General features: G+C 40.4%; 10 protein-coding genes and 1 pseudogene. 2 read left to right on the forward strand and 9 right to left on the reverse strand.

Annotation, left to right across the window (positions count from 1 at the left end):
• Nucleotides 1-165: 165 nt before the first annotated feature.
• The 8 genes from RTK36_RS11110 to RTK36_RS11145 form a co-directional block, all read right to left on the reverse strand.
• Nucleotides 166-384, reverse strand: a complete 219-nt coding sequence (locus RTK36_RS11110) for a hypothetical protein (protein ID WP_312047199.1) — start codon at nt 382-384, stop codon at nt 166-168.
• A 476-nt stretch (nt 385-860) separates the two neighbouring features.
• On the reverse strand, nt 861-2,312 hold the full coding sequence (locus RTK36_RS11115; RefSeq protein WP_312047202.1) for a TrkH family potassium uptake protein: 1,452 nt from the start codon (nt 2,310-2,312) through the stop codon (nt 861-863).
• A gap of 14 nt (nt 2,313-2,326) precedes the next feature.
• The gene (gene trkA / locus RTK36_RS11120; protein ID WP_312047205.1) at nt 2,327-3,652 is read right to left on the reverse strand and encodes a Trk system potassium transporter TrkA; all 1,326 of its coding nucleotides are present in this window, start codon (nt 3,650-3,652) and stop codon (nt 2,327-2,329) included.
• Nucleotides 3,653-3,897: 245 nt separating this feature from the next.
• Nucleotides 3,898-5,145 carry a histidine--tRNA ligase gene (gene hisS, locus RTK36_RS11125; RefSeq protein WP_331655023.1) on the reverse strand — a complete coding sequence of 416 codons (1,248 nt, stop codon included), beginning with the start codon at nt 5,143-5,145 and terminating at the stop codon, nt 3,898-3,900.
• Complete coding sequence (gene hemZ, locus RTK36_RS11130) at nt 5,142-6,590, reverse strand: coproporphyrinogen dehydrogenase HemZ (protein WP_312047214.1); 1,449 nt, start codon at nt 6,588-6,590, stop codon at nt 5,142-5,144. Before hemZ ends, hisS begins: the two co-directional genes overlap by 4 nt.
• A 16-nt stretch (nt 6,591-6,606) precedes the next feature.
• Nucleotides 6,607-7,059, reverse strand: a complete 453-nt coding sequence (gene dtd / locus RTK36_RS11135) for a D-aminoacyl-tRNA deacylase (protein WP_312047216.1) — start codon at nt 7,057-7,059, stop codon at nt 6,607-6,609.
• Nucleotides 7,060-7,073: 14 nt separating this feature from the next.
• Nucleotides 7,074-9,311, reverse strand: a complete 2,238-nt coding sequence (locus RTK36_RS11140) for a RelA/SpoT family protein (protein WP_442871351.1) — start codon at nt 9,309-9,311, stop codon at nt 7,074-7,076.
• Between the two features lie 110 nt (nt 9,312-9,421).
• A complete protein-coding gene (locus tag RTK36_RS11145) occupies nt 9,422-10,567 on the reverse strand; it encodes a glycoside hydrolase family 3 N-terminal domain-containing protein (protein WP_312047220.1) in 1,146 nt (381 codons plus the stop codon).
• 202 nt (nt 10,568-10,769) lie between these two features.
• On the opposite strand from RTK36_RS11145, the gene recJ reads away from it, so the two are divergent.
• Together recJ and RTK36_RS11155 are read left to right on the forward strand one after the other, a co-directional pair.
• Nucleotides 10,770-12,545: a single-stranded-DNA-specific exonuclease RecJ gene (gene recJ, locus RTK36_RS11150; protein ID WP_312047222.1), complete on the forward strand. Its 1,776-nt coding sequence runs from the start codon at nt 10,770-10,772 to the stop codon at nt 12,543-12,545.
• 13 nt (nt 12,546-12,558) lie between these two features.
• Nucleotides 12,559-13,071: an adenine phosphoribosyltransferase gene (locus RTK36_RS11155; RefSeq protein ID WP_312047225.1), complete on the forward strand. Its 513-nt coding sequence runs from the start codon at nt 12,559-12,561 to the stop codon at nt 13,069-13,071.
• A 184-nt stretch (nt 13,072-13,255) separates the two neighbouring features.
• Here the strand turns inward: RTK36_RS11155 and RTK36_RS11160 are convergent.
• Nucleotides 13,256-14,151 (reverse strand): annotated as a pseudogene (locus RTK36_RS11160) (SPASM domain-containing protein); the annotation flags it as partial.

Genomic DNA, 14,151 nt, shown 5'->3' on the forward strand with positions numbered 1-14,151 from the left:
CAAAAGAATCTTCCCTTCTGTACCCAAGAACACATAAGTTCTGAGTTTCTCAAAAATTTCTCTTCAACTAGTTTTATAGGTTATACAAATTCCCCTTATTTTTCCGTTAAAATCCTACCGATTATATCATATAAAAGACTGCAAAGTCAAAGAAATTCGAGGAATTCAAGGTTCTTCTTTCTCTTCCTTTTTTTCTTTCTCTGTCCTGGCCTTTTCCTTTTGCACAAATATCACCCAGCACAAAGCACAAATGCATGCCAATATCCAAAAAACCCAAGATATCTGTTTCATGAATGCCCCGAGCAGTACAAAAACAATAAAGCCAATTTGGAATAAAAATTCTGTTTTTAATGTATTTTTTTTATTTCCTTCAGAATCGTTCATGTCATCTATCCTTTCTCATAAAGTTCTCGTTGCTCATCAGTATATCATAAACCACGATAAACAACTATATAAACATATTTTTTTGAGAAACACTTCTAATATTATAAATAACTCATTTTGAGAAATAAAACTTCTATTATTCATTAAAATATCGGTTTTCTATAGATATTTTTAAAATTCCTTAAGCGTAGCTTAAGGTTCCATTCATAAATTATACACATTTATATTGTAAACTTTAGGAGAAGTGAAAAGGACGCCCCCTTTTACTTCTGCCCGCGGTTACTTCCCCGAGTAGCCGCAGGCCCCTTCCAAATATTTGTTTAATTTGGATTTAGCACTAATAAACAAATATATTTAGCTAATAACCTGATTTTTTCAAAGGCTAGCTACCCTTAATTGGATTATATAGATAACACACACACCCCTTAAAAAGAAAAGCAGCCTAGCAGGCTGCTTTTCTTTTTACATCATACATATTACATATAGCTTCTTCGCCAAAGCGATGGCGCAAATAGCATAATAATCGGAAAAATCTCCAGCCTGCCCAGCAACATATCAAGGCAAAGCACTAACTTGGAAAAATCCGAAAAAAAGCTGTAATTTTCAATGGGACCCACCATAGCCAAACCTGGACCTACATTACCCACACAGGTCAACACGGAAGTGATCGAAGTTGTAAAGTCATAATTGTTTAAAGAAATTAACAAAAACGAACTTAGCGTTATAAACAAATAGACAATAATAAAACCTGTTACTCCACGAACAATTTCCTCATCAACCCTATGATTGTCTAATTTGATGATATTGATTGACCTTGGATGAACAATATGACGTATTTCCCGTCCTGCCATCTTCAGCAAAATAATTAAGCGGGAAACTTTAATACCACCACCTGTAGAACCACCACATGCTCCAATAATAATTAAAATTAAAATTAGAGATTTGGAAAGCTCCGGCCACGCATCAAAGTTTGCCGTTGCAAACCCCGTTGTGCTAATAATGGATAAAACCTGAAATGCCGCATGGCGAAAAGCGCTTTCTACGGTTGGATATAGGCTTAAAATGTTTACAGTTATAATGCCTATGGACCCTAAAATAATAAATAAATAGTATCTAAGCTCCTCATTCTTCAAAACATTTTTAGCATCCTTAATCAAAAGCAGGTGGTACAAGTTGAAATTTATACTAAACAATAGCATAAATATGGTAATAATATACTCAAAATAAGGGCGATTGTATGCTGCAATGCTTGCATTTTTTATAGCAAATCCACCCGTTCCCGCAGTGGAAAACGAATTTACGATGCTATCAAACAACGGCATCCCCCCTGCAAATAATAATGCAATCTGTAAAAGTGTCAACACAATATAAATACCGTATAAAAGCTTTGCCGTAGCCTTCACCTTGGGTACCAGTTTGCTCACCACAGGCCCTGGTGCTTCCGCACGCATTAAATGCATAGAACGTTCGTCAACCGCTGGCATAATGGCCAGCATAAACACCAGAATTCCCATGCCCCCAATCCAGTGGGTAAAACTTCTCCAGAACAAAATACTCATGGGCAAGCTTTCAATATCTGTTAATATGGATGCCCCGGTTGTTGTAAACCCTGATACGGTTTCAAAAAAGCAATTTACAACGCCATCAATTGCACCGCTAAAATAAAAAGGCATGGCACCAAAAATAGACATTATAATCCATGCAAGGGCAACAATCACAAACCCTTCCCGCCCATAAATTTTTCTGTTTTTAGGTTCCGCTTTCACAAAAATTGTACCAACGAGCAACGCAATGCCAATGGTAAGGAGAAAGGCCATCAGTGCTTTCCTTTCACCATAAAATATGGCAATCAATGCAGGTGCACATAAAAACAAACCCTCAACCCGCAAGATATTGCCCAATATATAGGCCATCATATGATAATTCATATCTATTCTCCGTATTATTTTTTAATTTCATTTAAATCAGAGAGGTGTTTTTTAGTTGTAACCACAACAACATTATCACCTTTCTCAATCATGTCACTTCCGTTGGGGATGATAATTTGCGAACCTCGAATGATTGCAGCCACAATAAGCCCAACAATAGCAGAATCCTCTCTTACCTTAAACTCAACCGCCTCAACCTGATCGTTTATCATGGTATGCAAGGTTACAACGTTATTGTCCCGCATAGAATTCTTCATGGCACGTACATATCTAACAATATTTTGTGCAGCAATTGTCTTCGGGGAAATAAAACTGTCAATGTTTAAGCTGTCCATAATTTCATAAAAAGAAATTTTGTTCACTTTTGCAATAACCTTGGAAACCTTCTTCTCCTTTGCATATAAGGCAACAATAATATTCTCTTCATCCATCCCAGTTAAAGTCACAAATGCATCGGTTTTTTCTAGTCCCTCTTCGTGCAATAGCTCCTTTTCCGTTCCGTCGCCATGAATGATAACTGATTCCGGTAAAACCTCGCAAAGATATTCACAGCGTTTCAAATCTCTTTCAATAATTTTTACCTTCACATGGATTGAGCTTAATTCTTTCGCCAAATAGTAAGCGATTCTCCCGCCGCCAATAATCATAACAGATTTGACACCGGTGCGGAAAACACCTATGGCACGAAAAAAGTTTGCTATTTCTAAATGGGAAGCAGTAATATTAATTTTATCTCCTGCCTTTAAAACGAACTCTCCCCCTGGAATAATAACCTGATCTTCACGCTGAACAGCGCATATTAGTATCTTAACCTGAAACTCCTTATAAATTGCCCAAAGGGGCATGCCATCTAATGGGCTATGTTCAGGTATTTTTAACTCTACCAATTCAACTTTGCCACGGGCAAAAGGCTCTATTTTGATTGCTGATGGAAACCTAAGTAGTCTGGAAATCTCCGTTGCTGCAGCCAATTCTGGATTTACTGCCATACTTAAGCCAAGCTCATCCTTAATTAGACTCATTTGCTGGAAATATTCGGGATTACGAACACGTGCAATGGTATTTTTTGCCCCAAGTCTCTTTCCCAATAGGCAACAAAGCATGTTCACCTCATCCGCAGAGGTAGCAGCAATTAATACATCAGTTTGCTGAATGCCAGCTTCCCTTAAAACTGACGCTGTGGCACCATTTCCTTCAATACAAAAAATATCCATGGTATTGCCTGAATTCGTCAATACCGCTGCATTATTATCTATTACAATCACATCATGTCCTTCTAGAGAAAGCTGGTTGGCAATAGTACTACCCACCTTGCCATCCCCTACAATTACAATCTTCAATTTACTTCCTCCTTGAGATTTACCAATTCCGTGTATCTAATCAGATACTTGTCCTGCCATTTATCATATTATGCTATCACTTTCCTATCAGAAATACAAGGCATTTCAAACAAATATAACCACCCATATAATTATCGCATAGAAAAGCGCCTCAAAGAAAATAAGAGACGCTTTTTATATTTATATTTAGTATTGCTACTGACTTTAAATCCATAAAACAAGGGCTTATAAAAGCCGTTTTGTTATTATTTACACTTCTCTGCCAAAACACAAGGCAGTTCTGTAAGGGTTACTGTTGTTTTTTCACCAGTCTCCATTTCTTTTAATTCCACCGTACCATTTTCCAACTCACTATCCCCAATAACCAGGGAATATTTAGCACCAATTTTATTGGCATATTTCATCTGTGCCTTAACACTTCTCTCCACCGTATCACAATCCGCAGAGATTCCAGCTTTTCGTAAAGCTAAAGTTAGCCCCTGAGCCTTTAAAAAGCCTTTGTCCCCCATGGAACCGATAAATACATCTCTTTTGGGTACCTCAGTGATTTCGCCCTTCTGCTTTTCCAAAATCATTACCAACCGCTCAATTCCCAAACCAAATCCAACAGCACCCGTAGGCTTGCCACCGCATTCTTCAATCAGGTTATCATAACGGCCACCACCGCAAACGGTAAGTCCATCAGACACAAATTCAAAAACTGTTCTGGTGTAATAATCTAATCCTCGGACAATTTTGGGGTCAATGGTAAAAGCAATGCCCATCTCTGTCAAAATATCCTGTACCTTTTGGAAATGTTCAGTACACTCCTCATCCAGACATTCCAGAACAGAGGGTGCGTTTGCAATAATTCCTTTACAGCCTTCTTCCTTACAATCCAAAACCCGCAAAGGATTCTTTTCAAAACGCTCCTTGCAAGTTGGGCAAAGCTTATCCAGATTTTTCCCAATAAACTCTCGTAAGGTTTTGTTGTAGCGGCTACGGCAATCTGGACAGCCTAAGCTGTTCATCCGCAGCTCAACCCCTTCAATACCCATTTCTTCCAACAAAGCCGCCGCTACAGAAATGGATTCTGCATCCTGGGCAGGGCTGTAGGAACCTAGCATCTCTACGCCAAATTGGTGAAACTGACGCTGACGCCCCGCTTGGGTATTTTCACAGCGGAAGGTAGGTGAAATATAGTAGAGCTTCGTTGGCTGCGCCTGATTGTGCATACCATGCTCAATATATGCGCGGGCAACACCTGCAGTACCTTCGGGACGCAACGTTAAAGAACGATCTCCGTCATCTGTAAAGGTATACATCTCCTTTTGCACAATATCTGTGGTTTCGCCCACACCTCTTACAAAAAGCTCTGTAAATTCAATTATGGGTGTTCTGATTTCGCCAATGCCAAAGGTATGGCAAAGCCGTCTCATTTTATTTTCGATTTCCTGCCAAGCAGTTACCTCTGCCCCCAAAATATCCTTTGTGCCTTTCACCAACTGAATCATTTCCATCCTCCTTTAGGTAATCCCTGCTCCTTGCGGGCAATCATTTCATCAATTCTTGCGATATAGTCCTCAACGCTCTTAACATTAAAAACACGCTCAATTTTATCGGTAACAGGATCCACAGTTTTTGTGCTTGCGCCTGCCCCCGCCGCTAAAACCGTCTGTTTTTCTTCCATAATTTGAACGTTATATACGCCCTCTTTTCCGGGATGACAGTAACCAACGTTTTCAAAATTCCCCACCATATTTTTCTGGCGGTACATGTAATAAGGCTCCATGCCCATTTTTTCTGCATACTCCGCGGTAATGGAAAGCATTTTTTCCAAAGCATCCGCCGTGGATAGGGTGTGCTGATCGAATTCTTCTTTTAAACGAGAAGCACGTTTTACTGCCAAGGTGTGCACTGTGATATTATCTGGAGCCAACGCAAGAATTTCCTCCATTGTTTGCTCCACATCTTGTGATTCTTCCCCTGGTAAGCCTAAAATCAAATCCATATTAATATTTTCATGTCCCAATTCTCTGGCTTCATGAAAAACACGGCGAATATCTTCCACAGAATGCTTTCTACCGATGCGCTTTAATGTTTCCTCATTCATGGTTTGGGGATTAATGGAGATACGGTTTACGCCATGTTCCTTCATAATCCGCAGCTTTTCCTTGGTGATGGTATCAGGGCGCCCTGCTTCAACAGTATACTCCATGTCCTCCGTATGAAAAAGCTCAGCCACCTTTCCCAAAAGGCGCTCTAATTGCAGTTCCGAAAGGGAAGTAGGGGTTCCCCCTCCGATATAAATATTCTTCAAATCAAAGTCCTTAGCATATTCAGCCAAGAATTCCAATTCCCGGAACATAGCATCCAAATATTCATCTACTCTATCTTTATATTGTGCCAAAGGGTATGCAGTAAAGGAACAATATAAGCATCTGGTGGGGCAAAAAGGAATGCCGATATACAAACTGATATCGTTGGGTTTATTTTTACCCAAAAGCTTTTGTTCCGCCTTGGCAACGGTAAGGGCAAGTCTCGCCTTATGCTCCATCACCAGATAGTCCTTTGTCAAGTATTCCAAGGAAAATTCATCGCTTTTCCCTTCTGCCAAAAGCCCACTGACAATCTTCGCAGGACGAACCCCCGTAAGCAATCCCCATTGGGGACGCAATCCAGTATCTTCCTTTAGCAGCTCATAGATTGCAAGCTTTACCAGACGTTTCCTTTCTTTTTCTGATGCATCCTCCCCATAGGGGAACGACCACTGATTTACCTTCTCTCCATCACGATAAAGCTTTGCCGAAGCAATGCCATTTTCCATACAGCTGATTACGGATAAGCCTGAAGACCCAACTTGCTCCGCTCGAATATAATGAAGATTTGGATAAAAAACCTGAATCATTGTCTGTACATCATTTTGCAGTTCATGTCCCTGAAGAATATAGTGTATCATTATAATTCCCTTTGCTTTAAAATATTTTTTCGCTATCCAAAAGCAGTGTAACAGGGCCGTCGTTTACCAAGGCAACTTTCATATCCGCCTGAAACTGACCTGTTGCAACTTTTTTGATAGGCATTTCCTTTGCTTTTTCACACAATCTCTCAAACAGACCTGCCGCCACATCCGGCGCCGCTCCGCTGGAATAACCGGGTCTTCTGCCCTTTCTCGAATCGCCATAAAGGGTAAAATTAGGTACAATTAATAGCTCACCATCAATATCCAAAAGAGAAAGGTTCATTTTTCCGTTCTCATCCTCAAAAATCCGAAGGTTTGCAACCTTATCCAGCATATAGTCCATGGTCTTTTCATCATCAGTCCCCAGCATGCCGAAAAGCACCATAATGCCTTTTCCAATTTCACCAATTACCTCACCATCCACCGTAACACTGGCACTTGTCACTCTTTGCAATACACCACGCATAAGCTCCTCCTGTCTTAACCTGTCACACGTTCTATATCTATAACATCCTTTACACCTTTAATTCGTTTTGTAATTCGCACCAACTGATCCTTTGTTCTAATCTCTAACGTAATATTGAAGATTGCCAACATATCTTTGGTGGTACGAATATTAAAGCCCTTCACCGCAACATCCTCATCCGCCAATAGCCTGCTAATTTCAAACAATAGCCCTGTTCTGTCGTTGGCAATCACTCGAATTTCAGCCCAATAAGCTGCACTCAAAACATCCCCGTGGGTATACTGTGCATCCCACTCCGCATTGATTAAACGGCCTCTTTCATCATCACTTAAATTCATAATATTGACACAGTCTGTTCGATGAATGGTAACCCCACGGCCTCTTGTAACAAAACCGATAATTTCATCCCCAGGCACAGGGCTGCAACATTTTGAAAAACGCACTGCAACTTCGCCAATTCCTTCAACCACAATACCACTTTTGCTTTGTTTCTTCTTGGGTATGGGCTTTTGGTCAACGGTTTTTTCAAAATCCTCTAATATTTCCTCTGCAGTCTGTTTCTTTCGCTTCTCTTTTAAATACTCATCAATCAGACGGTTTGCAACCTGTCCCTCCTTAATTCCACCGTAACCAATAGCAGCCATAATGGAATCCCAGTTTTTGAAGTCGTATTTATCCATAATCAGCTCCATCCACTCGGGACGCAGAAGGTCATTGGACGCATAACCCTTTTTCTTCATGTCGCTGAGGAGCATTTCTTTCCCGCGAAGAATATTATCTTCCTTTTCTTCCTTCTTAAACCACTGCTTAATTTTCGATCTGGCCTGAGAGCTTTTAACCAAAGTAAGCCAATCTCGGCTAGGTCCCCTTGAATTTTGTGAGGTCATAATCTCTACAATATCACCATTCTGAATATTATAGTCGATGGTTACCATGCGATTGTTCACCCTTGCCCCTACCATTTTATTTCCCACGGCAGAATGAATCATATAAGCAAAGTCAATAGGGGTAGAATCTTTAGGCAGTTGCACCACTCGGCCTTGGGGCGTAAAAGCATAAACCTGGGTGGTAAACACATTTAAGTCCAGCTTAATGGTATCCAGATATTCCTTATTATCGGACATATCCCTTTGCCACTCCAGAATCTGGCGTAGCCATACAAGCTTTTCTTCCTCAGTCTTTTCACTGGTGTCTCCTGTTTTACCCTCTTTATATTTCCAATGGGCAGCAATACCATATTCACTGGTTCTGTGCATGTCCCAAGTACGAATCTGTATTTCAAATGGCTGGCCGTTGGGGCCAATCAAAGTATTATGCAAGGACTGATACATATTAGGCTTTGGCATGGCAATATAGTCTTTAAACCGTCCCAACATTGGGGTATACATGGTATGCACAATACCCAAAACCGCATAGCAGTCCTTAATGCTATCCACAATGGCACGAACGGCAAACAAGTCATAAATTTGATCCAAAGTCTTATTCTGGTTCACCATTTTTTTATAGATACTGAAGAAATGCTTGCTTCTGCCTTCAATCTTGCCGGAAATTCCGGCTTCATCCATTTTAGTCTTAACCTCAGTCACAATGCTTTGAACAAAGGCTTCTCTCTCTACCCTTTTTTTCTCAATCTTTGCCGCCAAATCGAAATATGCTTCCGGATTCAAATATTTAAAACAAAGATCTTCCATTTCCGTGCGGATTTTGGAAATACCAAGTCTATGGGCTAAGGGAGCATAAATATCCAAGGTTTCTTGGGCTTTTTCATGCTGTTTCTCAGGCGTCATATAATTCAGCGTACGCATATTATGAAGTCTGTCTGCCAGCTTAATTAAAATAACGCGGATGTCCTTGGCCATAGCAAGGAACATTTTGCGGTAATTTTCCGCCTGAATTTCTTCCTTGGTTGTATAAGAAAGCTTCCCAAGTTTTGTAACGCCATCAACCAAAGAGGCAACTTCTTCACTAAATAACTTGGCGATATCATCATGGCTGTAGTTGGTATCTTCAATCACATCATGGAGAATCCCTGCCACGATAGATTCCATGTCCAATTCCAGTTCCGCTAAGATATATGCTACTTTTAAGGGATGGATTACATATGGCTCGCCTGATTTTCTTTTTTGTTCCTTGTGGGCATCTGCTGCCAGCTCATACGCCCTTTCAAGCATACTGAAATCTTTAGACGGATGATACTGTTTAATCCGCTCCAGTAGCTCTTGGAATAATTGTTCTGCTGTTGCCATGTCCATCACCTCCTTATTTTTTATGACTCTTGTCATTTTATTACATAAATGTCGAAAAAACCTGTAAAATTGATTATAACTTCTCAAACCTATATTTTCAAGGAAATTCTCTTAATTCACAGTAAGCCCTTATCATACTTCAGGCTTAAAATTCTCTTCAAACTTTCCTTCACTTGCGCTTCTTGAATACGTCCATCCTGAACCCCATGCAGCAAGGCCTCATATGCTTCATCCAAATCCGCCGGCATTAACACGATATCGATACCTGCAGAAACTGCCATTACCGCCGATTCGCCTACACCATAGTAATCTGAAATCGCCTGCATATTCATTGCATCAGTTATGACAATGCCATGATAACCTAAATCCTGCCTCAAAAATCCCACAGCTTGGGCTGAAAGGGTTGCAGGAAGATTATCCGAAGTTGCATTTGGTGTTTTAATATGCCCTACCATAACAAAATCAACACCCGATGCAATGGCCTTTGCAAAAGGAACAAACTCAACTTCTTTCAGTCTTTCCAAATCATGGGAAACAAATACCTCTCCTTTATGACTATCTGCTGCGGTATCTCCATGTCCAGGAAAGTGTTTTACCGCACCACTGACCCCCGTCCCTTGTAAGCCTTTGAGAAATGCGCAAACCATATCTCCAGCTTTATTGGGCTCATTTGAATAAGCCCGGGTTCCTATGACAGGATTATCAGGATTTGTATTCACATCCCCTACTGGGGCAAAATCAACATTTACACCCATTTCTGACAAGGTTCCCCCTATGGATTTTCCAGCCGCCTCCGCCTGTGCTGGTTCTGTCATCTCTCCTGCGGCGGGAATTGTTTCATGGGGTATATTGCTTTTATTCAAACGGGAAACCCTGCCGCCTTCTTCATCAATTCCAATGAATAAAGGAATTTCTGCAACATTTTGCAAATCCTTCGTTAATTTCTGAGTCTGTTCTAGGGTATCAAGGTTTTCTGCAAATAAGATTACGCCACCCACATGATATTTCTTTACTTTTTCTGCGGCTGTCTGGCTTAACACCGTCATACCGCTTCCATCCTCATTATTTCTAAAATCAACCATAAATAACTGACCAATCTCTTCTTCTAAGCTCATTGCATCCATTTTTTCCTGAATTGCTTCCTGTTTCATTTCCTCAGCAGTTTTAACCACTTCTGTTGGTGGCTCTTGTTCTGTTTTATTGCCACAGCCTGTTCCAAGACACATTACAGCAATCAGTATGCCTGCTATCCATCGCTTCATATTCATACCCCTTTTCCTTAATGCTAACATTATAGTCTTTTTTATTTAAAAAAAACAGTATTCATTTTATTTTTCTTTTGATTTCAATAAAAAAATAAATGTATTGTAGTTATCCTGACTTGCTTTCAAAAGACTTTCCTCTGTCCCTATTCACCTTTTCTCCTCTTTTATGATATACTTACAAAATTGGAGGAATGTTGGGATGAAACGTTGGCTACTAAAAAGATCTAAAATTGACACAGCAATCATGTCAAAAGAATTGGGGATAAAGGAAGCTGTTGCTTGTGTATTGGCAAACAGAGGCTTGGCAGAACGACAGCAGTCTAAAAAATTTATATATGGAACCATCGATGAACTAAGGGACCCTTTTCTCATGAAGGATTTCAGTTTGGGAATAAATTTAATCGCAAAGAGCATTCGGGAGAATAAAAAAATCGCTGTTTACGGAGACTATGATGTAGATGGCGTTATGAGCACCACAATCCTTTACCGTGCCATTTTGAAATGTGGTGGAACAGCCGTTTATTATGTCCCCCACAGGCAAAAGGAAGGCTACGGTTTAAATTTGGACGCCGTGGAGGCCTTGGCACAAGAAGGAATCAGTGTACTCTTTACTTGTGATAATGGTATCGCCGCCTTAGCAGAGGTAAAAAGGGCCAAGGAACTGGGGATGACAATTGTTATTTTAGACCATCATGAACCTGGTTTTATAAATGAAGACGGCTTAGAAAAAGACATCCTTCCCGTTGCAGATGCCATCATCGACCCAAAGCAAAGGGATTGCGACTATCCCTTCCCTATGCTTTGTGCTGGAGGAATTGCCTATAAATTTGCATTGCATTTATTGCAAGCATTTGACATAAAGGATGAGAAGCTGGAAAAGGAATTCCTTTGCTTTGCTGCCATTGCAACAGTTTGCGATATTGTTGATTTACTGGATGAAAACAGAATTTTAGTTCGCTGTGGTCTTTTGGAAATCTCTAAAACAGAAAATATTGGTTTGCAATCTTTGCTTGAGGAAACAGGAATTTCAGGCAAAACAATCAATGAATATCATCTTGGCTTTATGATTGGCCCTTGCATTAACGCCACGGGCCGACTGCAAAGCGGTAAAAAAGCAGTAGAATTATTCTGTGAAGAGGATACCAAAAAGGCAAAAGAAATTGCTCAGACCTTGATTTCCTTAAATGAAGAGCGTAAAACCTTAACCACCCAGGCTACAGAGCGCGCCATGAAACGTATTGTTCAAGAAAATCTATATAATGAAAAAGTACTTATTTTGTTTGATGAAGAAACCCATGAAAGCATTGCAGGAATTGTGGCAGGAAGGCTAAAGGAAAGCTACTATCGCCCTGTGGTATTAATTACCGCAGCAGAAGATGGTGCAAAGGGTTCAGGAAGAAGCATTGAGGGATACCACTTGTTTCAATCCCTCTATCAGTGCAAAGAGCTGTTCACCCGCTTTGGTGGCCACGCTATGGCTGCCGGGTTGTCTCTACCCAAAGAAAATATCTCTTTGCTTAGAGAAAGACTGAACAATGCATGCCAATTAACAGAAGAACAAATGACTCCCGCCTTGCGTTTGGAAAAGCAACTGGGATTTTCTGAAATCGACATGGAATTGGCAAAGCAATTAAGAGCCTTAGCTCCCTTTGGAAAGGAGAATCCCTCTCCCCTATTCGCCTCAAAAAATATTTCTGTGGACAGACTGGATCTTATTGGTAAGAATAAAGATATCCTACGCATGACATTATCTGAAAAGGCCAGCGGCGTTCGCCTCCAAGCCTTATCCTTTGATGGTTATTCCCAAATGCTGTGTTTATTAAAAGAATTGTATCCTGACGAAAATTGTGATAAAATATTGAGTTGTGGGAAAATAGGCCATACACTTGATTTTGCATATACTATAGAAATCAATACATATAACGGCAGAAATTCCGTGCAGTTAATGATAAAAGACTTTAGGCTTTCAAAATGAGGAGGAGCATCAAATGGAATTGAAGGATAAAATCAGATCTATTCCCGATTACCCTGAAAAAGGTGTCATGTTTCGGGATATCACCACTCTGTTAAAGGACGCAGAGGGATTGGTAGATGCGGTAGATCAGATGCAGAAAAAGCTGGAAGGATTGGAATTCGACTTGGTTTTAGGACCAGAATCCAGAGGCTTTATTTTCGGTATGCCAATTGCATATAATTTAAAAAAGGGATTTATCCCCATCCGAAAAAAAGGCAAACTTCCCGCAGAGGTTGTCAGCAAAGACTATTCTCTGGAATACGGAACAGCTACCATTGAAATGCATAAAGATGCTGTAAAGCCCGGACAAAAGGTAGTCATCATAGATGACCTTTTGGCTACAGGGGGCACAGCCAAAGCCATTGTGGATATGGTTGAAGGTGTTGGGGCCGAAGTGGTTTCTATGAACTTCCTCATTGAATTAGGCTTTTTAAAGGGTCGTGATGTTTTGGAAGGCTACAAAGTGGAAACAGTCATTCATTATTAGAAATAAAAGGGTGTCGATTCTGTCGACGCCCTTTTTTCTTTGAAAACACTCTTTATTCCGTTAATGGGAGGTACCATCTTTTAAGGAATGGTACCTCCAAAAACCTATGAGATGCAGTAAAAATGGCTTTCAACGTTTATAATCGGGGGATTATGCAGTAGAATTTTTGCCGCACTCCTAGGGGTTAAGAAACAAACTGATTCTTTTCTGATTGTTCCGTTTTATCCGTTTTATAGTTTTCATAACTAGGCGCAACATGCGTAGTTTCTTCCCAAAGCTGCTCCGCACAAGGTGCCCAGTTTTTTGCATATTCATGGCATTTTGCGCAAAGATGCTCAGGAGATTCAGGTGATTGTAAATCCGTAGATTTGGCGCCTGTTTCCCGAACCATTTTTTCTAAAAACCCAGGATTTTCAAGCATTGGGCAAGGTTTTAAATGATTTTTATTAAAGGGCTGATTCTCCCTGTAGGCCATAAATAAAGGCTGTTTCAAAATTTCAAGCAAGGTATGGGTGCGAATGTTTGCGTTGGAATAATGGATAAACACACAAGGCTCCGCATCGCCATTGGCATTAATATGAAAATAGTTCCTCCCGCCGGCAATACAACCGCCGACATACTCTCCATCATTTTGGAAATCCATAGTAAAAATTCCTTTTCCATGGCGCATATTTCTAATTTCCCGCACACGGTGATACATAAATTCCCGCTGCTCTGGGCTTGGCAGCAAGTCAACGGCGGCATCATTTCCCACAGGCATATAGTGGAAATAAAATGCAAATCTATTTCCCTTTTGAACCATTAAATTCAGAAAATCTTCACTAACCACAGTCTCCACATTCTTAGATGTGTAGCATATGGATGTGCCGAAAATCAAACCATGTTTTTTAAGTAAATCCATAGCCAGCATCACTTTTTCAAAAACCCCCACGCCTCTGCGTAAATCATTTACCTCTCCAAAACCTTCCAAGCTGAGTGCGAGATAAAAATTACCCACCTTCTGCATTTCCTTGCAAAGAGCTTCGTCAACCAATGTTCCGTTGGTATATGCCAAAAAAACACAGTCATGATGCTTTTTGC

The sequence above is a fragment of the Anaerotignum sp. genome, assembly GCF_031981185.1.
Lineage (GTDB): Bacteria > Bacillota > Clostridia > Lachnospirales > Anaerotignaceae > Chakrabartyella.

Bases quoted from the DNA above. Each gene is read 5' to 3' on its own strand.
- dtd (WP_312047216.1), bottom strand. From the start codon at position 7,059: ATGCGTGGTGTATTGCAAAGAGTGACAAGTGCCAGTGTTACGGTGGAT.
- hemZ (WP_312047214.1), bottom strand. From the start codon at position 6,590: ATGATACACTATATTCTTCAGGGACATGAACTGCAAAATGATGTACAG.
- recJ (WP_312047222.1), top strand. From the start codon at position 10,770: ATGAAACGTTGGCTACTAAAAAGATCTAAAATTGACACAGCAATCATG.
- RTK36_RS11155 (WP_312047225.1), top strand. From the start codon at position 12,559: ATGGAATTGAAGGATAAAATCAGATCTATTCCCGATTACCCTGAAAAA.
- RTK36_RS11140 (WP_442871351.1), bottom strand. From the start codon at position 9,311: ATGGACATGGCAACAGCAGAACAATTATTCCAAGAGCTACTGGAGCGG.
- RTK36_RS11145 (WP_312047220.1), bottom strand. From the start codon at position 10,567: ATGAAGCGATGGATAGCAGGCATACTGATTGCTGTAATGTGTCTTGGA.
- RTK36_RS11110 (WP_312047199.1), bottom strand. From the start codon at position 384: ATGAACGATTCTGAAGGAAATAAAAAAAATACATTAAAAACAGAATTT.
- hisS (WP_331655023.1), bottom strand. From the start codon at position 5,145: ATGATTCAGTTGGTGAAAGGCACAAAGGATATTTTGGGGGCAGAGGTA.
- RTK36_RS11115 (WP_312047202.1), bottom strand. From the start codon at position 2,312: ATGAATTATCATATGATGGCCTATATATTGGGCAATATCTTGCGGGTT.